The sequence below is a fragment of the Streptococcus sp. KHUD_012 genome (genome assembly GCF_052588255.1).
The window spans coordinates 268096-292688 of record NZ_CP159355.1 but is presented as its reverse complement, the minus strand read 5'-3'; the positions used below and the strand labels follow the sequence as shown (position 1 = coordinate 292688).

At 41.5% G+C, this 24593-nt stretch carries 20 protein-coding genes; 7 read left to right on the top strand and 13 right to left on the bottom strand.

Annotated features, from left to right (window positions below):
* Nucleotides 1–312: 312 nt before the first annotated feature.
* Nucleotides 313–2571 (bottom strand): glycogen/starch/alpha-glucan family phosphorylase, encoded by a 2259-nt coding sequence (glgP, locus tag ABVF55_RS01665; protein WP_320909631.1) that lies wholly within the window; start codon nucleotides 2569–2571, stop codon nucleotides 313–315.
* 43 nt (nucleotides 2572–2614) lie between these two features.
* Entirely contained in the window at nucleotides 2615–4144 is a 1530-nt protein-coding gene (gene malQ, locus ABVF55_RS01660) for a 4-alpha-glucanotransferase (RefSeq protein WP_320909630.1), read from the bottom strand.
* A gap of 447 nt (nucleotides 4145–4591) precedes the next feature.
* On the opposite strand from malQ, the gene ABVF55_RS01655 reads away from it, so the two are divergent.
* From ABVF55_RS01655 to pulA, 6 genes are all read left to right on the top strand, one after another.
* A complete protein-coding gene (locus ABVF55_RS01655; protein WP_320909629.1) occupies nucleotides 4592–5848 on the top strand; it encodes an extracellular solute-binding protein in 1257 nt (418 codons plus the stop codon).
* A gap of 132 nt (nucleotides 5849–5980) precedes the next feature.
* On the top strand, nucleotides 5981–7276 hold the full coding sequence (locus ABVF55_RS01650; protein WP_320909628.1) for a sugar ABC transporter permease: 1296 nt from the start codon (nucleotides 5981–5983) through the stop codon (nucleotides 7274–7276).
* A 1-nt stretch (nucleotide 7277) separates the two neighbouring features.
* Nucleotides 7278–8120, top strand: coding sequence for a sugar ABC transporter permease (locus ABVF55_RS01645; RefSeq protein ID WP_041818389.1), 843 nt, complete (start codon nucleotides 7278–7280; stop codon nucleotides 8118–8120).
* A 143-nt stretch (nucleotides 8121–8263) separates the two neighbouring features.
* Complete coding sequence (locus ABVF55_RS01640; RefSeq protein ID WP_049518381.1) at nucleotides 8264–9076, top strand: DUF1189 family protein; 813 nt, start codon at nucleotides 8264–8266, stop codon at nucleotides 9074–9076.
* An 11-nt stretch (nucleotides 9077–9087) separates the two neighbouring features.
* Entirely contained in the window at nucleotides 9088–10071 is a 984-nt protein-coding gene (locus ABVF55_RS01635) for a LacI family DNA-binding transcriptional regulator (protein ID WP_070661671.1), read from the top strand.
* 8 nt (nucleotides 10072–10079) lie between these two features.
* Nucleotides 10080–12155 carry a type I pullulanase gene (gene pulA / locus ABVF55_RS01630; protein WP_320909627.1) on the top strand — a complete coding sequence of 692 codons (2076 nt, stop codon included), beginning with the start codon at nucleotides 10080–10082 and terminating at the stop codon, nucleotides 12153–12155.
* A 181-nt stretch (nucleotides 12156–12336) separates the two neighbouring features.
* On the opposite strand, the gene ABVF55_RS01625 is transcribed toward pulA, so the two are convergent.
* The 11 genes from ABVF55_RS01625 to ABVF55_RS01575 form a co-directional block, all read right to left on the bottom strand.
* Nucleotides 12337–13278 carry a YitT family protein gene (locus tag ABVF55_RS01625; protein WP_003009152.1) on the bottom strand — a complete coding sequence of 314 codons (942 nt, stop codon included), beginning with the start codon at nucleotides 13276–13278 and terminating at the stop codon, nucleotides 12337–12339.
* 75 nt (nucleotides 13279–13353) lie between these two features.
* On the bottom strand, nucleotides 13354–15108 hold the full coding sequence (aspS, locus tag ABVF55_RS01620) for an aspartate--tRNA ligase (protein WP_445285418.1): 1755 nt from the start codon (nucleotides 15106–15108) through the stop codon (nucleotides 13354–13356).
* Between the two features lie 97 nt (nucleotides 15109–15205).
* Nucleotides 15206–15430, bottom strand: coding sequence for a hypothetical protein (locus ABVF55_RS01615; RefSeq protein WP_021154124.1), 225 nt, complete (start codon nucleotides 15428–15430; stop codon nucleotides 15206–15208).
* Nucleotides 15431–15681: 251 nt separating this feature from the next.
* Nucleotides 15682–16950, bottom strand: coding sequence for a D-alanyl-lipoteichoic acid biosynthesis protein DltD (gene dltD, locus ABVF55_RS01610; RefSeq protein ID WP_049506233.1), 1269 nt, complete (start codon nucleotides 16948–16950; stop codon nucleotides 15682–15684).
* Nucleotides 16943–17182: a D-alanine--poly(phosphoribitol) ligase subunit DltC gene (gene dltC / locus ABVF55_RS01605; RefSeq protein WP_003002265.1), complete on the bottom strand. Its 240-nt coding sequence runs from the start codon at nucleotides 17180–17182 to the stop codon at nucleotides 16943–16945. The genes dltD and dltC overlap by 8 nt, the downstream gene beginning before the upstream one ends.
* A 15-nt stretch (nucleotides 17183–17197) precedes the next feature.
* A complete protein-coding gene (gene dltB, locus ABVF55_RS01600) occupies nucleotides 17198–18451 on the bottom strand; it encodes a D-alanyl-lipoteichoic acid biosynthesis protein DltB (protein WP_049492700.1) in 1254 nt (417 codons plus the stop codon).
* The gene (gene dltA, locus ABVF55_RS01595; protein ID WP_021154127.1) at nucleotides 18448–19998 is read right to left on the bottom strand and encodes a D-alanine--poly(phosphoribitol) ligase subunit DltA; all 1551 of its coding nucleotides are present in this window, start codon (nucleotides 19996–19998) and stop codon (nucleotides 18448–18450) included. Before dltA ends, dltB begins: the two co-directional genes overlap by 4 nt.
* An 18-nt stretch (nucleotides 19999–20016) precedes the next feature.
* Entirely contained in the window at nucleotides 20017–20145 is a 129-nt protein-coding gene (locus ABVF55_RS01590; protein ID WP_003002102.1) for a teichoic acid D-Ala incorporation-associated protein DltX, read from the bottom strand.
* A gap of 171 nt (nucleotides 20146–20316) precedes the next feature.
* Nucleotides 20317–21576 (bottom strand): S41 family peptidase, encoded by a 1260-nt coding sequence (locus ABVF55_RS01585; protein ID WP_445285417.1) that lies wholly within the window; start codon nucleotides 21574–21576, stop codon nucleotides 20317–20319.
* A 92-nt stretch (nucleotides 21577–21668) separates the two neighbouring features.
* Nucleotides 21669–22352, bottom strand: coding sequence for a DUF4956 domain-containing protein (locus tag ABVF55_RS01580; RefSeq protein WP_070587679.1), 684 nt, complete (start codon nucleotides 22350–22352; stop codon nucleotides 21669–21671).
* Nucleotides 22345–23124 (bottom strand): polyphosphate polymerase domain-containing protein, encoded by a 780-nt coding sequence (locus tag ABVF55_RS01575; RefSeq protein ID WP_320909625.1) that lies wholly within the window; start codon nucleotides 23122–23124, stop codon nucleotides 22345–22347. The genes ABVF55_RS01580 and ABVF55_RS01575 overlap by 8 nt, the downstream gene beginning before the upstream one ends.
* Nucleotides 23125–23338: 214 nt before the next feature.
* Between ABVF55_RS01575 and ABVF55_RS01570 the strand changes: the two genes are divergently transcribed.
* Nucleotides 23339–24571 carry a carbohydrate-binding domain-containing protein gene (locus tag ABVF55_RS01570; RefSeq protein ID WP_445285416.1) on the top strand — a complete coding sequence of 411 codons (1233 nt, stop codon included), beginning with the start codon at nucleotides 23339–23341 and terminating at the stop codon, nucleotides 24569–24571.
* Nucleotides 24572–24593: the final 22 nt, after the last annotated feature.

Genomic DNA, 24593 nt, shown 5'->3' with positions numbered 1-24593 from the left:
CCATCTTTAGTTGAAAATATATGCAAACGCCTGTGAAAAAATCCTTTATTTTCAAGGGTTTTTAAGACACTTTCTCTTTTTATAAATTTCACCGAAAGGCTTTTTAAAGGGAAGTATTTTTTTATACCAATAAATTAGATTTGAAGACTGAAATAAAAATTATGTAATTTTTTCCCTTTAGGGGTTGCAAAATTCAAAAAAACAACACTTTTTGCAGAGTGTCCATTCCCTAAACTAGCTCCATTTCTTCTCCCAAATGAGAAGTAATGAAAAAGACCAAGGTCTTATGGACCTTGGTCTAACAACTAATGATTAGTTTAAGTGCCAGATATCTTCATTGTACTGAGCGATCGTACGGTCAGATGAGAAGAATCCTGCTTTAGCAATGTTTACGATAACTTGATCCAACCATGCATCACGGTCTTCGTAATCAGCCAACATGCGTTCTTTGGTTACAATGTAGTCTTCCAAGTCAAGAAGAGTCATGAACCAGTCTTTGTTGATCAATTCCTTGTGAAGACGAGTCAAGCGTTCCTTGTTACCAACTGCAAGAACGGCATCGCTGATAATGAAGTCTACCAATGGTTTGATAGCTTCACGTTCATAGAAGTCCGCTGATTTGTATGCTGATTTCTCATATAGATCGATTACAGTTTCTGAATCTTCACCGAAGATGTAGATGTTGTCACGTCCAACCAATTCAGCGATTTCCACGTTTGCTCCATCCATAGTACCAAGTGTTAACGCACCATTCAACATGAATTTCATGTTACCAGTACCTGAAGCTTCCTTAGAAGCAAGGGAGATTTGCTCAGAAATATCGCTAGCTGGAATCAAGTAGCTTGCAGCAGTCACGTTGTAGTTTTCTACCATAACGACTTGCAAGTGTGGAGCTACTGCTGGATCGTTTGCAATCACTTCAGACAAGCAAAGGATCAAGTGGATAATATCTTGTGCAATGGTGTAGGCAGGAGCTGCTTTACCACCAAAGAGAACAGTGATTGGGCGAGCAGGGATATTTCCAGCTTTGATGTCCAAGTATTTGTGGATCACATACAAAGCGTTCATTTGTTGACGTTTGTATTCGTGGAGACGTTTGATTTGGGTATCAAAGATAGAGTTAGGATTGATTTCCACACCTTGATGGTCTTTCAAGAAACGAGCCAATTTCCGTTTGTTGTGAGACTTGATGTTTTCCAATTTTGCTTTGACTGCATCTTTATCTTCATAAGAAAGAAGGTCTTCCAATTTAGATGCGTCATGGTGCCAGTCACGTCCGAGGATATCATCCAAGTAGTGTGACAAGGTTGGGTTGGCATGCATGAGCCAACGACGGAATGTGATACCGTTTGTTTTGTTGTTGAATTTTTCAGGGTAAATGTCGTAGAAAGCTTTCAACTCAGAATTCTTCAAGATTTCTGTGTGAAGTGCTGCTACCCCGTTTACGCTAAATCCATAGTGGATATCCATGTGTGCCATGTGTACACGATCATTCTCATCGATGATTTGAACAGCTGGATCTTTGTATTCAGCGCGAACACGGCGGTCCAATTCTTCAATGATTGGAACCAAGTGAGGAACCACTTCTTGCAAGAATTCAAGTGGCCATTTTTCAAGGGCTTCTGCAAGGATTGTGTGGTTAGTGTAAGCCGTCATGCTACGAACGATAGAGATAGCTTCATCCATTCCAATACCACGTTCTGTCAAAAGACGGATCAATTCAGGAATGACCATTGATGGGTGAGTATCGTTGATTTGTACAACCGCATAGTCAGCAAGGTCATGCAAGTTGCTTCCTTTTTCGATGGCTTCGTCGATGATCAATTGAGCACCATTTGATACCATGAAGTATTGTTGGAAGATACGGAGCAATTCCCCTTGACGGTTACTATCATCTGGGTACAAGAAGAGGGTCAAGTTGCGAGCGATATCTGTCTTGTCAAAGTTAATACCATCTTCAATAATAGATGAATCAACTGAATCTAAGTCGAACAAGCGCAAACGGTTCTTGGTATCGATCTTGTAACCAGGTACGTCGATATCATAAAGGGTAGAAGTCAATGTGAAGTGTGCGAATGGAACTTGGTAGCTACGGCTTGAACGAACGAGCCAGCTTTGGTCAGTCAACCATGCGTTTGGAATCGTTTCTTGTTGGTTGTTTTTAAGGACTTGTTGGAACAAACCAAAGTGGTAGTTCAAACCAACCCCATCCCCTGTCAAACCAAGGCTTGAGATAGAGTCGATAAAGCAGGCTGCCAAACGTCCCAAACCACCGTTACCAAGTGATGGTTCCAATTCCACTTCTTCGACTTCGATCAAGTCTTTACCAGCATCTGACAATTCTTTTTTGACATCGTCGTAAAGACCCAAGTTGATCAAGTTGTTAGACAAGAGTTTACCGATCAAGAACTCAGCTGAGATGTAGTAAACTTTTTTCTTACCAGTATTTAATTTCTTTTGGGCACTTGCTTGCTTGGTGTAATTAAGCAAAGCAAGGTACAATTCTTCATTTGAACATTCTGCAATTGTTTTTTGGTGATGATCAATCACATATTTTTGTAATGATTCCATGTTTTAAAGTCTCCTTTGTTTCAACAATTTTAATAGGGAAAGATTATTTTTCTGCTTTCTTAACTTCTTTTTTCAAGTCTTTGTTTTCACGACGATAGATCGTTGTGAAATCAAGCAATTCTTGCTCAACAGCTGGAGTCAATTGATCCGCTGTCATCCGCCATGACCAGTTACCACCAAGAGTTGATGGGAAGTTCATCCGAGCTGAGCCATCTAACTCAAGCAAGTCTTGCATCGTAGCAATCGCCATGAAGCTGACAGAAGCAAAGACTGTGCGAAGCATAGCATGTGGGACAGATTCGTACTCTTTCCGGTTGGTATAACGAGCAAGGTACTCACGAGTTGGATCGTCGATTTCATTGCGGTACCATCCAAGAACTGTGTTGTTATCATGTGTTCCAGTGTACATCACAGAGTTGTTTGGTGCCAAGTGAGGGCTATCGATACTTTCATCGTCAGGATTGAAGGCGAATTGAAGAATCTTCATTCCTGGGAAGCCAGTACGTTCGCGAAGCTCAATGACTTCATCCGTCATAAAGCCAAGGTCCTCAGCGATGATGTTCAAATCACTGAGCTCTTCCTTCACGGCTGCAAAGAGTTTGTAGCCAGGACCTTTGACCCATTTACCTGGTGCTGCAGTTTCAGAACCAGCAGGGATTTCCCAGTATGATTCGAAACCACGGAAGTGGTCGATCCGAACGATGTCATAGATCTTGAAGCTTTCACGCAAGCGTTCAATCCACCATTGGTAGCCATCTTTGTCCATTGCTTCCCAGTCATAGATTGGGTTCCCCCAAAGTTGACCAGTTGCTGAGAACTCATCTGGCGGGCATCCTGCAATGCAAGTTGCTTTTCCGTTTTCATCTGTTTTGAAGAGATGAGGATTAGCCCACATGTCGCTTGAATCTTCTGCTACATAGATTGGCATATCTCCCACAATTTCAATGTGGTGGTCGTTAGCATAAGCTTTCAAGGCCAACCATTGTTGGAAGAAGAAGAATTGAGTCACACGATGGTAAGTCAATTTATCAGCCAATTCTTCACGGTATTTAGCCAAAGCTTTTGGCTCACGCGCACGAATAGCTGCATCTGGCCACTCTGTCCAAGCTTTCAAATCAAAGTGTTCTTTAATAGCCATGTATTCTGCGAAGAGCTCCAACCAAGAAGCATTGGCTTCACAAAATTCTTGGAATTCTTTTTGATCACTTGATTTTAAGAAATTCGCAACTGCTTTTTCAAGCAAGGGACGACGTTGTTCGAAAACCTTTGCATAATCCACTTGAGTAGGATCTTGACCAAAGTCCACTCCTTTAAGGTCTGCTTCTGTCAACAAACCTTGTTCGATCAAAAGATCGAAATCAATAAAATGAGTGTTCCCAGCAAAAGCTGAGAAAGATTGGTATGGAGAATCTCCATAACTGGTTGTACCAAGCGGCAAGATTTGCCAGTAACGTTGCTTGGTCCGAACGAGGAAATCAACAAAATCATATGCTGATTGTCCGAATGATCCGATTCCGTATTGTCCAGGAAGGGAAGAAATGTGCATCAAAACACCACTTTGACGTTTTTTCATGGGTTACCACCTCTTTTTATTTCTTTGAAGCCTGCGATTCGGTGCACGGTATGGGTATCGTTGCAGAGTCGTATCCAGCTCTCAAGCGGCTCTACTCTTTGTTAAAATCGAACAGGCGCAACTCAGTTTACGCAATTTTTGCGAAAACGTTTGCGTACCATGTCATTATAAACTTTTTCCATATTTTCTGCAAGGGGTTTCTTAAAAACTTTTTAACTTTTTTCAGAATGTCCTCACCCCCCTAGTGTATTCTTTCCTTTGCCTAATGTCAACAAATTTAATGTATTTTATAGAAGAAAGTTCGGAATTAAAATATTTTTAAAAAATTTTCTCAAAATCACTTGCAAACGTTTTCGCCTTGTGATATACTTAAGTCGTTTTAGGAAAACGTTTGTCTAAAACGGTTTCTAATTATTATCTTTTTTTATTCTTTAGGAGGAATAAATCATGAAACGTACAATTTTACGTAGTGCTGCTGTACTTGGTACAGTTGGTTTTGCCGGCTTCTTACTTGCTGCTTGTAGCAATAGCTCTTCAGGTTCTTCTGAGGCAAGTAAAGAAATCAACGTCTATGTAGACAAAGGCTACAAATCTTATGTTGAAGAAGCTGCAAAAGCTTTTGAAAAAGAAAATGGCGTAAAAGTTAAAATCAAAACTGGTGATGCCCTTGGTGGATTGGATAACCTTTCTCTTGATAACCAATCTAAAAAAGCTCCAGACGTTATGATGGCACCATACGACCGTGTAGGTGGTCTTGGTAACGATGGTCAATTGGCTGAAGTGACATTGAACAAAGATAGCCACACAGACAAAACAACTGAAGCTCTTGTCACAAACGGTGGTAAGGTTTACGGTGCACCTGCTGTCATCGAAACTTTGGTTCTCTACTATAATAAAGATCTTGTAAGCGAAGCTCCAAAAACATTTGGTGACCTTGACAATCTTGCAAAAGATAGCAAATACGACTTTGCTAGCGAACCTGGTAAAACAACTGCCTTCTTAGCTGACTGGACAAACTTCTACTATGCTTACGGTTTGCTTTCAGGTAATGGTGGTTATGTATTTGGTAAAGATGGTACAGATCCTAAAGATATTGGATTGAACAACCAAGGTTCTATCGACGGTATCGAATATGCGAAAACTTGGTATGCTAAATGGCCAAAAGGTTTGCAAGATACTAAAGGTGCTGCTAACTTCATCCAAACACAATTCCAAGAAGGTAAAACAGCTGCTATCATCGATGGTCCTTGGAAAGCTGCTTCATTGAAAGAAGCTAAAGTAAACTATGGTGTCGCAACTATTCCAACTCTTCCAAACGGAAAACAATATTCTGCCTTTGGTGGTGGTAAAGCTTGGGTTATCCCTGCAGGTGCGAAAAACCTTGATGGCGCTCAAAAATTCATTGACTTCTTGACAAGCACTGACCAACAAAAAGCTTTGTTTGACAAGACAAATGAAGTTCCTGCCAACACCGAAGCTCGTAAATATGCGGTTGGTAAAAACGATGAATTGACAACTGCCGTTGTTGAACAGTTCAAGAACGCTCAACCAATGCCAAACATCTCTGAAATGAGTGCTGTTTGGGATCCAGCTGCTACTATGCTTTTCGATGCTGTAAGTGGTAAAAAATCTGCAAAAGCTGCTGCTGACGATGCAGTGAAATTGATTAAAGAAACCATCGAACAAAAATTCGGTAGCAAATAAGACAGTTTTTAGGTTTGAGTAAGAGGTTGGCGACAAGGTCCCAACCTCTTATGTTCCATTATCAACCTTCTACTTGATAACTGTCAAACTTGTCTTCTTGCTCTCTGGCAAGGACATTATAAGGAGATTTGAATGACTACAGAACAAAACCCTAAAAAGGCTATGTGGCTCTCTTTGATCCCGGGTCTTGGGCAAATTTATAACAAACAAAAAGCTAAAGGCTATATTTTTCTTGCAGTGACTGCTCTCTTTCTCGTTTACTTCATTGGAATTGGAGCTGGAGAATTATCGAAGTTAGTCACACTTGGAACCGTTCGTGGACAAGATAATTCCCTCTTTATCTTGATTCGTGGGGCCTTCCACTTGATCATCACTGTTGTTTACTTCCTATTTTATGCCTTAAATATTAAGGATGCTGGAACAGTTGCTAAACGCATCAACAACGGGATTGCCGTTCCAAAAACCTTTAAAGATATGGTTCACGCGATTTATGAAAATGGATTCCCTTATCTTTTGATTATCCCTTCTTATATCGCTATGACCTTTGCGATTATCTTCCCAGTTTTGGTTACTTTGATGATCGCTTTTACCAACTATGACTTCAAACATACCGCACCAACAACCTTGTTGGATTGGATCGGGTTCCAAAACTTCACTAACATGTGGACCTTGAGTACCTTCCGTTCAGCCTTTACATCTGTTCTTGGTTGGACCTTGATTTGGGCTCTCGCAGCATCAACTCTTCAAATCGTGCTCGGTATTTTGACAGCCATTGTGGCAAACCAACCATTCGTAAAAGGAAAACGAATCTTTGGGGTTATCTTTCTGCTTCCTTGGGCTGTTCCAGCCTTCATCACTATCCTTACATTCTCAAATATGTTTAACGATAGTGTCGGCGCCATCAACGCCCAAGTTATCCCATTGTTTGCTAAGATCTTCCCATTCTTAGATGGTGTCTTGGTTCCTTGGAAGACCGATCCTACCTGGACAAAAATCGCTTTGATTATGATGCAAGGTTGGCTCGGTTTCCCTTATATCTATGTCTTGACTTTGGGGATTCTTCAATCGATTCCAAACGATCTTTACGAAGCTGCTTATATTGACGGTGCCAACGGTTGGCAAAAATTCCGCAACATTACTTTCCCAATGATCCTTGCGGTTGCAGCACCAACCTTGATTAGTCAATACACCTTCAACTTCAACAACTTCTCCATCATTTACTTGTTTAACGATGGGGGACCTGGTTCTGTCGGAGGAAATGCTGGATCTACAGATATCTTGATTTCTTGGATCTATAAGTTGACAACTAATACCTCTCCTCAATATTCAATGGCCGCAGCGGTAACCTTGATTATCTCTGTGATCGTGATCTCAATCTCAATGATTGCCTTCAAGAAACTACATGCATTTGATATGGAGGATGTATAAAATGAAAAATTCAGTTCAATTTAAACGCCGCCTCAATCATTTCTTGACTTACCTGTACATGGTGGTTCTTTCAATCATCATTATCTACCCGCTGTTGATTACGATCTTATCGGCCTTTAAGTCAGGGAACGTCAGTGCCTTTACACTTGATTTTAGTGGCAATCTTAGTTTTGATAACTTCTCAAAACTCTTCTCTGAAACTCCTTATGGCACTTGGTATATGAATACCTTGATCATCGCGATTATTACGATGGTGGTACAAACCAGCATCGTTACCTTCGCAGGTTATGCCTATAGTCGTTACAACTTCTTAGCGCGTAAGCAAAGTTTGGTCTTCTTCTTGATCATCCAAATGGTCCCAACTATGGCAGCCCTCACAGCCTTCTTCGTTATGGCTTTGATGCTGAATGCCTTGAACCAACCTTGGTTCTTGATCTTCCTTTATGTTGGTGGTGGTATTCCAATGAATGCTTGGTTGATGAAGGGTTACTTCGATACCGTTCCAATCTCACTTGATGAGTCTGCTAAATTGGATGGTGCAGGACACTTCCGCCGCTTCTGGCAAATTGTCCTTCCACTTGTTCGCCCAATGATCGCCGTTCAAGCACTCTGGGCTTTCATGGGACCTTTCGGAGACTATATCTTGTCTAAATTCTTGCTTCGTGATGAAGTAAACTATACGGTAGCCGTTGGTCTTCAAACCTTTATCAGTGACCAAAAAGATCAAAAGATCGCCTTCTTTGCAGCCGGTGCCATTTTGATCGCGGTTCCAATCTGTATTCTATTCTTCTTCCTACAAAAGAACTTTGTTTCAGGCTTGACAGCTGGTGGGGATAAAGGATAAAATAGAACCTTATTTCAAACACATTTTATTTTTAAGTTAAGGGTAGTATGGTGGATTCTTTACTACCCTTCGTTAAGAATAAAATCAATCAAAGAGATTCCTCTTTGCATCTCTGATTCTCTTATGTTTAGAAAGGTCATCTCATGCCCTACCCTTTTAATTATTTCGCAAGTATCTTCAATTTCCGCTCTTCTTTTGCAAACCGCAAAAAGCTGAGTTGGTTCCAAATGATTTTTACTTCTTTCTTTCTGATTTCTGTCACACTATTACCAGTGGCTCTTCAAAATGCTCAACTCAAAACCTATCCCTTAACAACCTTTGTCAGCGATGTGTTTGATCCTTTATCAAATGACGTCATGAAAGATATCCAAGAACACGTTGTGATCAAAGACCAAGAGCTCACCTATACAGGAAACAACCCTGTACACAAGACTTCAAAAGGACAGGTTGTCTTGGGCCAAGAAGCAAAGGCGAGTGAGGGCAAGGAGTTAACCCTCCATTTTGATCGAAAACAGTTGATCATCTCAAAAGAAAATAAAGAACTCGCTACGGTCTCATACCAGGCTATCAATCAAGAGAGCCTTCGGGATAAAAAAAGCTTCACTCAAGCTATCTCTAGCGATTGGTTCCGTGAAAATCGACTCCCTGTCAGTCTCTTTCTCGTGATTTTCTCTGGCTTCTTATCGACAGTCAATTATTTGATTCTCATTGTAGGGGCATCTTTCTTCCTCTACTTGACGCGAAAATCTCGACTCTTTTCACTACAAACTTTCAAGGAATGTTTCAATTGTATTCTGAATTGCTTGGGACTCCCTATTTTACTAAGTGTCCTCATCAGTTTACTATTCCATCAAGTATTTACTACGACGATCATGATCCAAAATGTCTTATTTGTACTCTATCTTGCTATGGTATTTTATAAGACCCACTTCCGTGATCCAGACTATCACCGCTAGGAGGTTTTCTCATGCGTGTTACCATCAAAGATGTGGCAAAACTCGCTGGCGTCGCGCCTTCAACTGTCACGCGCGTCATCCAAAATAAATCCACGATTAGTGATGAAACAAAAAAACGAGTCCGTGAGGCCATGGTCGAGTTGGATTACCATCCCAACCTTAATGCTCGCAGTCTTGTCAGCCAATCTAGTCAAGTCATTGCTTTAGTTCTTCCAATCGATAGTGACGTCTTCTACCAGAATCCTTTCTTCCCAACTGTTTTAAGAGGGATCACCCAGATCGCCTCAGACAATGATTATGCTATCCAAATCTGTACGGGGCAAAATGAAGAACGGCGGCTCGACAACCTCAAGCAACTCATCTACGGAAACCGTGTAGATGGTTTGATTTTCCTATATTCTAGCCCGAATGATCCCCTCGTTGACTTTGCGATCAAAGACAAGTTCCCCTTCCTCATCCTCGGAAAGGCAGCTTCTCCTTTTGTTTCGCTAGTGGATAATGATAATATCAAGGCTGCATTTGATGCGACAGAATATTTCATTCAACAAAACTACCGGAAAATTGCTTTTATTGGAGGAAACAAAGAGCTGTCTGTGTCTCAAGACCGCTATGAAGGTTATAAAGAAGCTCTCCAAAAAGCAGGGATTCCTCTCGATGAAAAACTGGTTCATTTTTCATTTGGTTTTATGTTAGAAGACAATTCTTATCAATTGATGGAGAGTCTTCCTCTAACAGAACTAGATGCTATCATGACAACCGATATTCTCGTTGCTGAAGGGGTGCGCCAATACCTATTAGAACACCAGCTGACAATCCCGATTATTTCCTTTGATTCGATTAAGCCACGACTCGATATTGAAGCCTATATTGACATCAATGCAGTGGAACTCGGACGTGAGTCTGTTCGGACAATTCTACAAATTATCAAGGATCACAAAGAAGGAAAAACCGTTTGCTACCGTCAATTGATTGACCATACCATTACGAAACTCTAGGAGTCTTTATGTCTACATTTACTGCTTATTTAGATGACCAAGACCTGATTCGTATCCAAAAAGGAGAGGAGCATATCCTTCCTTTTTATTTGGAAACAAACCACGGTCGTCTTGCCTTAATCCCTGTCAAAACGTCAAGTGGAGCGACTGATACAGGAGACTATTTCTTAAGCCCTGTTCCGCTTGAACTGGGAGAAGAGTACACCATCTACGATGCTGCTGGAAATTCTTCTATTCTCCACTATCGTCAAATTGTTCGCAAACCCATTTTTGATCAAACCTTCACCTATAGTGGAGAGGATCTAGGAAGTTTCTACACACCAAGTCAGACACAATTTAAATTCTGGGCACCGATTTCGCAAGATGTGACCCTCCATATCGAAGATCAGGTCTATCCGATGAATCGTACAGAAAACGGTGTCTGGGAACTCGTGCTCAAAGGGGATTGGGAAGGAGCTGCCTACCACTATGAGTTCCGTGTCAATGGCCTAGAACGTCGGATCCACGATCCCTATGCTCTATCCTCTTTAGCAAACTCTGGAGATAGCTTAGTCGTCGACCGCAAGAAAATCACACGTCCTATCAGTCGTGCCACTCGTCAATTAGATCCGACAGAAGCAATCATCTACGAGATGAGCGTTCGGGACTTCTCTGCCCAAAAAGAGGCTGGCTTTAAACACCCTGGTAAGTTTAAAGGCTTGACAGAGTCGCCCCAACTCAATGGCCAGGTCCTTGGATTTGATTACCTTCAAAAACTGGGCATTACCCATGTACAGTTACTTCCTGTCTATGATTTCGGTAGTGTCGATGAAGAGGATCAATGGAAAGCCTACAACTGGGGTTATGATCCTGTCCAATACAATGTTCCAGAAGGAAGCTATGCGAGTGATCCTAACGATCCTTATGCGCGAATCCTGGAGCTCCAAGACACTATTGACACCTATCACCGGGCTAATCTGAGTGTCATCATGGATGTAGTCTACAATCACGTCTACCAGGCAGATGAGTACGCTTTTGAACAGATCGTTCCTGGTTATTTCTACCGTTATAATGCAGAGGGAGAGCGGACCAATGGAACCTTCTGTGGAAATGACGTGGCAAGTGAACGTTCCATGGTGAAACACTATATCAAGCAATCTCTCAAACAATGGGTTTCCCTCTACGGCTTTGATGGTTTTCGCTTTGATTTGATGGGAATCCTAGACATTCCAACCATGACAGAGATTGCAGAGGAGCTCCGTGAAATCTATCCTAACGTCTATCTCTATGGGGAAGGGTGGAAGATGGATACCGGCCTCTCTGAAGACCAGCTCGCTCACCAGTACAACTCAAAACGATTACCAGATTTTGGCTTTTTCAGTGATAATTTCCGGGATACGGTCAAGAGAACACTCTTAGCCGGTCACCGTTGTGAGAGTCAACATTCTGCGAATGATTTTGCGAACATTCTAACGGCGAATGTCGGGAAGCTAGGGCCTGCTCATTTCACCCAACCTCAACAAGCCATTCAGTACGTCGAATGCCACGATAATGCAACTGTTTTTGATTATTTCCAACTTGAAAAAGAAGAGATTCGTCTAGAGGAGCGAAAAGCTCTCTCACGCCTCGCTCTTCATTTGGTATTATTATCCCAAGGTGTACCTTTTATCCATGCTGGTCAAGAACGTTACCGCACAAAAGGGCTCGAAGAAAACACCTATAACTTGCCAGATAGTCTCAACCAATTGGACTGGACATCCCTTTCAAAATGCCAAGAAGAACTTGCTTTTCTTAAAGAATTGATTGCTTACCGGAAATCGCAACCTCTCCTTCGTTTGAAAAAAGGACAAGAGATTCGAGATTACTGTGACGTCAAATGGTTGTCTGATTATCATTTGATCTACACGATTGAAAAAAATCGTGAAAAAATAACGATTCTCGTTAATATCGGTGATCAGGACATGACCTATCAACATCCGAGCGATAGTCAACTGCTATTTGCCTATCCTCATGCAAATCTCCAAACACCTATTCCTAAAGGAAAGGAACTTTCTATTTCCGCCCATAGTTGGCTCCTTCTCCACGAAACGAAATCAGCAAAATAAGAGGCTGGGACAAAAGTCCTAGCCTCTCAATTATTTTTGGATTATCAAGCAAGACGCAGTGGTTGAGTGGGCTCTACTACGCTGATTTCATCAGCTTTTACAGCCCTACTCAACTGTGCGGAGGTGGAACGACGAAATCGAATTCGAACGAATTACCGATTTCTGTCCCACTCTCTTATTTTTATTCTTCTGTTTCCACAAAGCGTCCGATGATATGAACATTTTCTGAAATGGTGATAAAAGCCTGAGGATCAGCTTTTTTCATAATATATTTGAATTCATTAAACTCTGCACGCGTAATAACTGTCAGCAGAACCGCTTTTTCCTGATGGTTATAGGTTCCTTCTGCATTGTGGATAATGGTTGCTCCACGATGCAATTTTTTATGGATCTTTTCAATAATGGCATCCGGCTGGCTCGTTACAATCATGGCCTGCATCCGTTTTTGCTTGGTAAAGACAGCATCCGTTACTCGACTCGATACGAAGATGGTAATCATAGAGTAAAGAGCATACTTCCAACCAAAGGTCAAACCTGCAATCAACATAATGGTCCCATTGACCAAAAAGGAGATGCTGCCAACATTCTTTCCTGTCCGTTTTCGAATCGTCAAACTGACAATATCCGTTCCTCCACTGGAAATGTTGTTCCGAAGAGCAAAACCAATCCCTGTTCCCATGACAACCCCACCAAATAGGGCATTCATGATCGGATCGTTGGTCAACGTAATCACTGGCACGAACTGAATAAAGAGGGAACTCATCGAAACCGTAATAAAGGTAAAGATGGTAAATTTATGGCCAATTTGATACCAAGCCACAATCATCAAAGGGATATTGATGGCATAAAAGGTCAAGGAAACTGGAATCGTAAAGCCAATAAAGCGTTGGCTCAGAACAGACAAAATCTGAGCTAGACCTGTTGCACCGCTGGAGTATACATGTCCTGGTTGAAAGAAGAAGTTGACGGCAATCGCTGATAGAAAACCATACAGCAAGGAAGCTGACACTTTTTCATCGTATTTCTCACGGGAGATGCTCTTCAGCACGCGCAATAATTTAATGTTATAAGCTAGTCGCCGCACATGATAGCGAAATAGCTTATGAAAGCGAATTTTTTTCATTTTCAATCCATCGATTAGAAGAAAAGGAAAATCTTAGAGCAACTGATTCCTAGACTCTCCCTTTTCTCTCTTGTCCTATTCTTGCTCTGCTACTTCTACTTGAAGATTTAACTCATCCAATTGCTTTTCAGAAACGACAGAAGGAGCTTGTGTCATTGGATCTGTCGCCTTGTTATTCTTAGGAAAGGCAATGACTTCCCGAATATTATCTTCACCTGCAAGAAGCATCACGAAGCGGTCCAAACCAATCGCCAATCCTCCATGTGGTGGGAAACCATAATCCATTGCTTCCAACAAGAAACCAAATTGTTCATTGGCAGCTTCTTTTGTAAATCCAAGTGCCTTAAACATCCGTTCTTGCAAGTCTTTATGATTAATCCGTAGGCTTCCTCCACCTAATTCATAGCCATTTAAGACGATATCATAGGCAATCGCTCGAACTTTTGAAAGATCGCCTTCCAATTCATGCTCTGTTTCAGCTTGTGGGAGTGTAAATGGATGGTGAGCAGACATATAACGGCCTTCTTCTTCAGACCACTCAAACATTGGCCAATCCACTACCCAAAGGAAGTTGTATTGATTGTTGTCAATCAAGTCAAGCTCTTTCGCAAGACGAACACGCAAAGCACCAAGCGTTGCATTGGCTACTTCAAGAGTATCTGCTACAAAGAGAACTAGATCTTTGTCTTCTAACTGTAAAGCAGCTGTCAAGTCACTTGTCAAGTCTGTCAAGAACTTCGCAACAGGACCGTTCAAAGTACCCTCAGCATATTTCACCCAAGCAAGACCTTTTGCACCGTATTGCTTCGCAACTTCTGTCAATTTATCGATGTCTTTACGAGAGTAATGATCCGCTGCACCTTTGACAACAATCGCCTTAACTGCTGGAGCTTCTGAGAAGACTTTGAAGTCTACACCCTTGACAAGTTCTGTCAAGTCTTGGAGCAACATTTCAAAACGTGTATCTGGTTTATCTGAACCGTACAAGGCCATAGCATCATCATAATTCATCCGTGGGAATGGGAGTGTTACTTCAATTCCCTTGGTTTCTTTCATGACACGTGCAATTAAGCCTTCTGTGATATCCTGGATTTCTTGATCACTCAAGAAAGAAGTTTCCAAGTCGACCTGTGTAAACTCAGGTTGACGGTCTCCCCGTAAATCCTCATCACGGAAACACTTCACGATTTGATAATAGCGATCAAATCCAGCATTCATCAACAATTGTTTTGTAATTTGAGGACTTTGAGGAAGGGCATAGAAATGACCCTTATTGACACGGGAAGGAACCAAATAGTCACGCGCTCCTTCTGGAGTTGACTTAGAAAGAAAGGGTGTTTCCACATCAATAAATTCTAATTCATCCAAGTAATTGCGGATTGAATGGGTTACTTTTGCACGGAGTTTGAGATTTTCCAACATCTCAGGACGACGAAGGTCTAAGTAGCGGTAACGAAGACGGGTATCATCATTGGCTTCAATTCCGTCCTTGATTTCAAATGGTGTTGTTTCGGCAGTATTGAGAACCGTAATAGCTTCTACCTTGAGTTCTACTGCTCCTGTTGGCAAGTTGGGATTAGCTTGTTCACGAGCTTCCACAAGACCTGTCACTTCTACAACATATTCACTACGGATACTTTCAGCTGTAGCCATCACTTCTGCACTAACTGTTTCTGGATTGATCACCAATTGCATGATTCCTTCGCGGTCGCGTAGATCGATAAAGATCAAACCACCCAAGTCACGACGACGGCTAACCCATCCTTTCAAGGTAATACGAGTTCCAATGTGTTCTTCACGAACACGTCCAGCATACATTGAACGTTTCATTTCTAATTAATCTCCAAACTAATATTCTTCCTTCTATTTTACCATAAAGACCAGCAGAAAGTGGCCTTTAGCTCAACTTTTTCAGTCTCCAACTTCTTTAGTTATCGTGGCTCTCTTCTTTCTTTTTGGGATCATCGTAGAGAGTGGGTGCTAGCACCTTCATTAAAGTCGCCGTCCCAAATCGCAAGACAGCTGCTGCTAGTCCAAAAATAGGGGATAGGTAGCGGAAAAAGAAATCTCCCCTAAGTACATAGGTCATGCCACCCACAATAAAAAAGATCACAATTCCCTGAACGATTGCGTAAAACCAAATTTTTTTCACACTATTCTCCTTTTCACAAACCAGCTGACTTATCCACTGTTTTTTATCACTTATCCACAAAAATGTGGATAACTTTCACCTATTGCCCCCTCAAAAGAGGAAGCGTCATCAGCACCAGGACTTGTTTTCATCCATTTACAAGTAAGTTTCCCACAGCCTGTGGATAACTCTCTTGCTTATTTGTGACTTTCTCGTCACTTTCCTCACAAATCAAGGAGCCAGGATTTGATCCTGCCCCCTTTGATCAAGCATTATTTAAATTCGTCTGGTGTCCCTTTATATTGGGCCCAGTCTTTACTGAAGAAGCGATCATTTAGATGGTAAGTTGGTGCTTTTTCAGCCTTTGTGACAAAGGGATTGACCGCTTTATCAAAGGCTAGCCAACCATTCCATCCCATATGAATCGTATCTTCCATAAAGTAAGGCTGATCACCATCTTTAGAAAAGTCTGCAATATTGGTGAATCCTTGACTTTCCAATTGGTAACGAATCTTTTGAACAGCCTGTTCATACTTTTCTTGGCTCAAGCCTGTGTATTTCATCCATTTGGCATTAACTGGAGGAATGACAAAGATAACATTGGTCCGAGATTTAGCAAACTGGTCTAGAACCAACTGCAAGTCATTGTACTCAGGAGATTGAACATAGGATTCGTTTTTTTGGAAACCTTTTAGTTTCTTCAACTTCATTTTTAAACGAGTATTGTAAAAATGATTGCTGATTCCAAGGTCGTTGTTATTGGTTTTGACTTTTGCTTCAGCCGTTGCAATTTCTTCCAATTTCTCATATGAGAATTGATCTGGTAAATCTTGTAGACGTTTTTTGACCTTCTTATCGTAATTCCCGTTTGTACGCGTTGCAAGATTACTAAACAAAGCATCTTCGCGTTGAACAAGGTGGGAAACAAACTGGTTCAAAGACTGATCAAATCCGGAAATTTTCTTTCCTTGAGAAATTTTTGTTACAACACTTTGAAAGGCGACGTTTGGATACTGTTGTAATAGACGCTTTGCAGCATACTGGGATGCAGCATCCTGTTGGTGATTGGCAATAAAGCTATTCAACTGATCGCTATTAAAGAATTGTTGAAAAGCAGAGGAATCGTACCCCTTTTTGGTAAACCATTGCGGAGAAACTACATAAACAGCTGTATTGTCCTTGAGTTCTGGCAAAATCTGTTGCATCCCAAAATACTGGTTCAAAGAAGCCGCACCACGTTCTCCTAAAAAGTAGGGTCTATAATTGCGGTCATATTTCTCAGCCAAAACTGCTGGATGCACCACATCAAAGCGCAACCATTCACTGGAGCCGAAATAAGGGACAAAGCGATGCTGTGGATCAGAAAGTGCTTCTTGTTTCTTTGTACGACTCTTGAATCCTTCTGCATTCAGACTAACCGCAGCTTTTTTCTCTTCGGTATAGTTGTGCTTATGATTGATTGGATAAAAGAATAATAAAGCTGTTACCATGAGGAGCGCGCAAAATACGGGCCCTAAAATCAGCCACAAACGCTTAAGCATTCTGAAGCTCCGTTACACCTTCTACGATCTTGTTAGCAGTATTCCAATCATCGCGTCCAAATTCAGATACAGGAACACGGATGCCAAAGCGATTTTCCAATTCCACAATCAATTCGACTGTTCCCATACTATCAAGGACACCCGCATCAAAGAGATCCTCATCCATCATGTCTGAGACATCTTCCATAAACAATTCGTCAATAATTTCAATTACTTGTGATTTTACATCCATTTTTCTATTCTCCTTTTATTTCAATTTTGGAAACCATTGTTGATCCAAGAATCCTGAGAAAATCAGGAAGGACAGCATCACTGTGTTAAAGGTGATAAAGATCCCCAAAGCTTTGGTCCAACGATTGTCCGGTATAGGATCCAATCCTTTTGCTTTTCTTTCTTTATTGATGGTCTTTTTCTTACGAATCCAAGCATCATTGATAACCAGTCCAAGCCCATGGAAGAGCCCATAAGCGATGTAGTACCAGGTCACCCCGTGCCAGAAGCCCATGACCAACATATTGATAATATAGGCAACATTTGAGGTGGTAATTCGGCTCTTGAATACTTTATTGCGCATCAATACCATCACGAGACGCATAAAGACAAAATCACGGAACCAGAAAGACAAACTCATATGCCAACGATTCCAGAATTCCTTTAAGTCACGTGATTTAAAGGGACGATCAAAGTTGATTGGACTTTTAATTCCCATCAAATTTGAAGCTGCTAAAGCAAACATCGAATAGCCCGCAAAGTCAAAGAAGAGGTCAAAGCCATAAACATACATGACTCCCAGCGTTCCGATATTGAAGAATCCACCTTGAGACAAGGCATAGGTCTGCACATGTCCTAACAATAAGTGACCAAAAATATGAGCTAGGATAAATTTATAAAGGAAGCCATACATGATATACTTAACAGCTTGCTCCAACATATCCAATAATTCTTCACGCTCAGGAATAGCGTTATAATCCTCATTAAAACGCTTGAAACGATCAATCGGCCCACTTGAGAAGGTCGGCATAAAGAGCATAAAGCGTAAGAATTCCCAGAGTGTGAATTCTTTCAAGACACCATCTCGCATTTCGATGATCATTCCGACAGCCCGGAAGGTTAAATACGAAATCCCTAAAAATCCAAACAAGGATTGGTGCCCATTCTTGATTGCTGGCTCTACCTTCACAAAGATCAGAGGCAAGACAGACAAGAAGGAATGAAGATAGAAAATCCACTTATTGTCCGCTTTCTGACGATAAATCTTGTAGGAATACACAATCAAAATTTGCCAGACTACGTAAAAGAGCAGGGCATAAATTTGCTTGAGATTCGAACCTGTCAGCATCAAAATGATAAAGATCAGACTCACCAGTCCTTCATAGACCGGAAATCTCTTTTTGAAAAAGAGGCCCACAAAGATCGGCAAAAAAGCTAGAATGAGGTAGATAAAATAGATCGGTGTTCCATAGTGTTCTAAATGAGGGAGCTGTTTCAAAAACTCGATCATCGGTTGTTAACCTCGCTAATCAACCCTTTGATGTCGATTTTCCCGTTTGGTGTTAATGGCAGGCTGTCACGATAGAGGAATTTTGAAGGCATCATATAAGACATCATGATGTTTTCTAAATCTTCCTTAATGGCTTTCGTGATATCAATTTCGCGCTCAAATTGTTCTTTGACGCCCTCTTTTAAGATGACATAGGCCAAGAGATTTTGAACTTTGTGATCTTTATTATAACGCGGTACCGCAACTGCTGAGTCAATATACTTCGATTTGTTCAAGTTTTGAGAGACATCCTCTAGCTCGATACGATAACCGTTAAACTTGATTTGGAAGTCCATCCGTCCACCGTAGAGAAGGAGGCCTTCATCCGTCATGGTTCCGACATCTCCCGTATGGTAGGCTGGAAGACCTTCAAATTCGAAGAAGGCTTCTGCTGTTTTCTCTGGATTATTCATATAACCTTTTGAAACAGCTGGGCCAGATACGATGATCTCCCCTTGCTCACCATTTGGCAATTTGTTTCCTGCCTCATCAATGATGAAGGTTGGAGAATCTTCTTTGGTGTAACCAATTGGCAGACGTTTCAAAGTAGCTAACATCTCATCTGTTACGGCTACAGCCGAAAGAGCTACAGTTGCTTCTGTTGGCCCGTAAGCATTGATGATACGCGCATTTGGGAAACGCTCGCGCAATTTTTGAGCGGTTTTAACTGTCAACTCTTCCCCATCAAAGTAGAAATGGGTGATCCCTGGCATCTTTTCAGCATTGAAATCTTCAGACAACATGGCCATATCTGCAAAAGATGGTGTCGAAGTCCAGATAGCAATCGGAAGAGAAAAGATGGTCGCAAAGAGTTGTTTGAAGTCTTGAGTAATGGCTGATGGAAGAGCAAAAAGCGTTCCTCCAAGAGCCAAGGTCGGTGCCCAGTACATGACAGACAAGTCAAAGGAATAGGGCGGTTGCGCCAACATTTGCGGACGCTCTGGCGTTGCAAATTCCTTGTCCGTAATCATCCAGTTGGTAAAGCTGAGCAAGTTATCGTGCGAAATTTGCACCCCTTTTGGCTTCCCAGTTGTCCCTGAGGTAAAGATGATGTAGTAGTTATCATCCCCTTTGACCGGATGTTTCAAGTCATAGGCATGCTGAGCCGCATAAGCTTCACGCACTTGCTCCAAGGACATGATTGGAGCAGCTGGGTTTTCCAATGGAAATTCATTGATGGCAATAATCAAGCTTGGCTCTGCTACTTCAACAATGGCAGACACGCGCTCCAAGGCAGAGTGGCTATCAATTGGGATATAGGCATGGCCAGATTTTGTCAAGGCCACAAAGGTTGCTAACATTTCATATTCTTGACCACCAAAGACCACTACAGGTGACTTTTCAGGAAGTCCCATTTGGTCGATGTGGGCAGCCAAGCTATCTGAATCAGCCTTCAATTGGCCATAGGTATGCTCCTCACCAAGGACATTGTAGACAGGATAGTCTGGTTGTAGTTGCGCATAACGTTCAATTGTCTCGATCATATCAGTAATTGGTTGGTTTGACACGGCTAGGAGTCTCCTTTTCTAAAATTCGTTGTAGATAAAGCCACCCTGACCTTGACCAAGGTAACTAAAGAAATAAAGTAGGGCTAGGAAAATGGCGAAATACAAGACCGTCTGCCCGATAAATTTATAAAGTGTTTTATGTTTCATAAGTTTCACTCTTCATTTTGATTGTTACTCACTATTTTACCATTTTTTATACCAAGTAAGCAATTTTAAACATAGTGAGAATGTCGTAGAAAACGTTATCATTTCAGACATTTATCCCTTCTAACCAAAGGATTTTTTTCTTTAATCAGTTTTTCTGATTGAAATCCTGTTTTATTTAACATTCCCCTGACGAATCAACTCCAGACACTTGTCCAGATCCACATCTCTCTCGAAATGGCTAGGTGTCCAAGGAATCTCTATATCGGGTAGATCACCCTGATCCGTCATCCCTTTCCCTTTATCCACGCTTAAACAGCGAGAGGTGGGAAACATTAAACAAAAATTGCCATAATCAACCGTACAACAATTAGAGTAGTCTAGAATCCCGAGAGTTGGTCGACCCACCACCGTTACCTTCTTAAACTGCCTCATCATCTGAACAAAGTTATCCCCAGAAGAAGCGCAGTAGATATCTGATAAAATAAAGATCTGTTCAGGATAGTGGCCTCCTCTAACCTCTGGAAAGAATTCCTCGCTTTCTTCCTTATATGCTACATAGCCTTTTCCCCGATGGCGGAGCAAGTCCTCTTTCATATCTTCAAGCAGCTTAACTGTTTCAGGACTAATTTCTTCCTGTTGCATCCAGTCCTCAAAGTCTTTCAAGCGCAGATCAACATTACGTTCCGTGTAGAGAATTTCCATACCATCATCGTCCCAGTCAAGCGAATCATAGCCCTGATCCTTCTCTAAGCCTAGATGTAATAGAGGGAAATATAAAGAGTCTGTCCCTCCGCCGTTCTGTCGGACATCAATGATAAGAAACTTGACTTCCGTCATCATCGGTAAACACTCTTGATATACCCGACTAATGGCTCCTTCATCCATAAAATTATCCAGACGAAGATAAAGAATCTCATCGTCTAATCTTTTCCAAAAAATCTGATCTTGGATCGGTTCTCGACTAGGGACTACTTCAATGGTCTTTTCTATCCCTTCTCGAAGCAGGGTGACACTCGTTGACTGAGAGACCAAATCTGCCCATTCTCGGTAGTGTCTTTCAGGGGTCTTGCTGATAAAATAGTCTTTATGAAGAGAAGCTATCTGATCCAAGTCACTTCCATCCAGAGCTAGGATCTGATCTCCTACTTGAAGACCAGTCTCTTCATTAGCTTCCTCAACATACAATTTCTGTCCATTTATTCTCAAAAGGAACCCTTTTTGACTGGCCTTTTTATCTCGAAAGGAAACATGCCCGATCACCCCAAAACTAGCTAGGTAAGTCTTAACTTGATAGAGAAAGGCATCATCTGTCATATCATCTGTAATGTTTTCTCGAAAAGGCTCTGGATCGCATCCTTTTCGATCCTTGATGGTAGATGAATCATGGGTCATAATAGAGACGACATCTTCAAAAATAGCAGTCTTTTTCATAAGGGATTCCTTCCATTTTTTAGAAACAGTATACCACTTTTTCTTAAAAAGTTCTTAAAATCCTAAAAAACTATCCTAAAGTAGGATAGCCGTTATAGATTCTTTCTTTTCTTCGCTTTCTTTGTCAGAGCGACATCACAATTTTCAATCTTGCTAATCAATAGATTGGCAAGAGCAAAATCATCGATGTTCGATTTCATATTTACCTCGTAGTTCAAGGTCAGTTGTTCTCCAGCTTGGGCCGTTGTGACAGAAATAAAGTCAATTTCTGAACAACTTTGGTCCAACAACTGACTGATTTGTTCTGCAACAGAATCTTGTTCTGAGACGGTAATAGTCAAATGGCGGCGCCGTTGATGGTCTGCCTTACTCTGTTTGTTCTCTAATACCAGCCATACCCCTAGTAAAGAAAGGGTTGATAATATGGCCAATAAAAGATAGCCTGAACCTGCCGCTAGTCCTATAATCATAGCTAAGAAAATGGCAATCAACTCTCTCGAACCACTCGTAGCCGAACGAAAACGGATCAAACTAAAGGTCCCTGCCACTGCAATCGAGGTTCCCAAACTTCCATTGACCAAAAAGATCACTAAGGTCATCATACAAGGAAGCAAGGTCAAACTAATGACAAACTCTCGAGTGTAAAGTGTTCGGTATTTATAGGTCCAAGATAGGGCCAACCCTAGAAAGAGGCTGACCAAAAGGGCCAGCAGTAAGCGCAAGGGATCCACCGCTGCTGTGGCATTATTAAAAATAGAATCAAATAGATTAGACATAGGCAGCACCTACCGTTTCTTGAACTGGTCTTGGGGCATAATCCAAGCCTTGTGATTTATGATAAGCACAGCTATATTTTGAAAATTTCTGTTTGACCAGTCCGTACTTATCTAAAATATCCTTTAGCCATTTAGGTTCTTGCCCAGGAGCCTTAATTTCCATGATCACGAAGTCATCCTCTAGTAGAGGTTCTCCTTTCTTCCCATCAAAAAGGCTAACAGCCTGATCTCGAAAAACTAGGTTTTGATCGATTGTCACGCGAATCTTCTGATAAGGATAACCCTGAATGGATTTCTTTTCTTTGAGAGATAAGCGATCGTAATAAATGAACATCCGTGGTTCCAATCGATGACCATAACGTTTGCGCAATCTCTGAATCTCTTGCACTAAGTCTGGATCTTGTATCTGATGATCTACTTTCCCATCTGTCATCAAGTTGATAATGGCTTGCGAAGTGGCGACTAGACGGAATTTATGGCCAATTCCTTCTTCATCTTTTGACTTCACCTCTAGAAATACTGGACTGTCTGCTTGAGGTGTTTCTATATAAGTCCGCATTCGAATTTTTTCACGGCGGTGTTGTTTTGCAAGAGCATCTTGAATGACATCAAAATTTTCCGTGTCAAAATAAATGTTTGAAATGGTTGAGGTTGGGTAATCATCTTCTACGACGTATTCTTTTAAGTCTTTGATCAAGTCCTTCACGTCATCTTTTGCGACGATATATTTTGTTTCGATTCGTTTAAAACTTGTCTCAATTGTTTTTTTCATGTTTCTTCTCCTTTAAGAGGGATCTATTGTTTCTAACCTTCAGTAAGTATGAATACGACTTACGTGCTTTCTAGTTTAATGGGACTTTCTTAACTGGTCATTAAGCCAAATTTAAAGAAAACTAAAGTTAAGGTTCCTTTCAGAAAAACTTTAGGAAACTTTCAGCTAGCAACTTTAGACTAGGAGCATATCAATTGAACGAGAGGAAAAGCTCATGAAATCAAACAAATGGAAATTTTTATTAACGGGGGCCGCAACCCTCACCTTACTGACAGCTTGCACCCAGGCGTCATCACAATCAGCTACAAAAAGCAATACTGCACAAACAACCGCTACTTCTACTTCAAAAAATAAAACAAACAATTCCAACTATTTTACAGATAAGGACAAGGACACCTCTTATGATGAAAGCAAAGCCTCTACTGTAAAACTATCTGCTTCGTCTGCAAGTGTATCAGGTGACGGCGTAGCTGTATCTGGATCAACTGTGACCATCTCAAAGGCTGGAACCTATGTCATCTCTGGTGAATCCGATGGGGTTCAAATCAAGGTTGAAGCGGGTGACTCAGACGATGTTCACATCGTCTTGAAAGGCGTTACCATGACCAACACCAACGCGCCAATTTCTGCTACGAAAGCAGGGCATGTCTACCTCACTCTAGCAGACGGCACGACCAATACCTTGTCTGATTCAAGTTCAAACAATGATGAAGATGCCGATGCGGTCATCTTCTCTAAAGGCGACCTCACCATCAATGGTTCAGGTACGCTCAACATTGACGCCAAGATGAACAACGGTATCAAGGCCAATGACACTCTCCATATCACAGGTGGAACCTATAAGATCACGGCTGTAGGAGATGCCTTCAACGTCAATGACGAACTCAATATCACTGGTACGACCATGACCATCGATGCAGATGAAGATGCCGTCAAGGTGGATAATGATGAAGATACTTCGGTCGGAACCATGTATCTTTCAGACAACAAAATGACCATCACTGCAGGAGACGACGGAATCCATGCTTCTGGTGATCTGATCATCGATAGCGGAACCTATGAGGTAACCGAGTCTGTCGAAGGCCTCGAAGGAAAATCGATCACCATCAACGGCGGAGATATCACCATCTATGCAACCGATGATGGGGTCAATGCAGCCAATGCCAATGCCAACCAAGATGAAATTTTCTTCACCATGAATGGTGGAACCCTCAACGTTGAAGTTGGACAAGGCGATACCGATCCAATTGATTCGAATGGAAATATCACTGTTACCGGAGGAACCATTAAATTAACGGGTCAATCTGGATTCGACCTTGATGGTACTGCTACCTACACTGGCGGAGACATCTATATCAACGGTGAAAAACAAACGGAAATTGTCAACTCCATGCCTGGAGGCGGTGGCGGACCTCAAGGCGGTGGACCTGGAGGTGGGCATCCATAATAACAAATAAAGGCAGGATTTC

Excerpts from the sequence above, each read along its gene's own strand:
- glgP (WP_320909631.1), bottom strand. The coding sequence starts at position 2,571 with ATGGAATCATTACAAAAATATGTGATTGATCATCACCAAAAAACAATT.
- malQ (WP_320909630.1), bottom strand. The coding sequence starts at position 4,144 with ATGAAAAAACGTCAAAGTGGTGTTTTGATGCACATTTCTTCCCTTCCT.
- ABVF55_RS01655 (WP_320909629.1), top strand. The coding sequence starts at position 4,592 with ATGAAACGTACAATTTTACGTAGTGCTGCTGTACTTGGTACAGTTGGT.
- ABVF55_RS01650 (WP_320909628.1), top strand. The coding sequence starts at position 5,981 with ATGACTACAGAACAAAACCCTAAAAAGGCTATGTGGCTCTCTTTGATC.
- ABVF55_RS01645 (WP_041818389.1), top strand. The coding sequence starts at position 7,278 with ATGAAAAATTCAGTTCAATTTAAACGCCGCCTCAATCATTTCTTGACT.
- ABVF55_RS01640 (WP_049518381.1), top strand. The coding sequence starts at position 8,264 with ATGCCCTACCCTTTTAATTATTTCGCAAGTATCTTCAATTTCCGCTCT.
- ABVF55_RS01635 (WP_070661671.1), top strand. The coding sequence starts at position 9,088 with ATGCGTGTTACCATCAAAGATGTGGCAAAACTCGCTGGCGTCGCGCCT.
- pulA (WP_320909627.1), top strand. The coding sequence starts at position 10,080 with ATGTCTACATTTACTGCTTATTTAGATGACCAAGACCTGATTCGTATC.
- ABVF55_RS01625 (WP_003009152.1), bottom strand. The coding sequence starts at position 13,278 with ATGAAAAAAATTCGCTTTCATAAGCTATTTCGCTATCATGTGCGGCGA.
- aspS (WP_445285418.1), bottom strand. The coding sequence starts at position 15,108 with ATGAAACGTTCAATGTATGCTGGACGTGTTCGTGAAGAACACATTGGA.
- dltD (WP_049506233.1), bottom strand. The coding sequence starts at position 16,950 with ATGCTTAAGCGTTTGTGGCTGATTTTAGGGCCCGTATTTTGCGCGCTC.
- dltC (WP_003002265.1), bottom strand. The coding sequence starts at position 17,182 with ATGGATGTAAAATCACAAGTAATTGAAATTATTGACGAATTGTTTATG.
- dltB (WP_049492700.1), bottom strand. The coding sequence starts at position 18,451 with ATGATCGAGTTTTTGAAACAGCTCCCTCATTTAGAACACTATGGAACA.
- ABVF55_RS01590 (WP_003002102.1), bottom strand. The coding sequence starts at position 20,145 with ATGAAACATAAAACACTTTATAAATTTATCGGGCAGACGGTCTTGTAT.
- ABVF55_RS01585 (WP_445285417.1), bottom strand. The coding sequence starts at position 21,576 with ATGAAAAAGACTGCTATTTTTGAAGATGTCGTCTCTATTATGACCCAT.
- ABVF55_RS01580 (WP_070587679.1), bottom strand. The coding sequence starts at position 22,352 with ATGTCTAATCTATTTGATTCTATTTTTAATAATGCCACAGCAGCGGTG.
- ABVF55_RS01575 (WP_320909625.1), bottom strand. The coding sequence starts at position 23,124 with ATGAAAAAAACAATTGAGACAAGTTTTAAACGAATCGAAACAAAATAT.
- ABVF55_RS01570 (WP_445285416.1), top strand. The coding sequence starts at position 23,339 with ATGAAATCAAACAAATGGAAATTTTTATTAACGGGGGCCGCAACCCTC.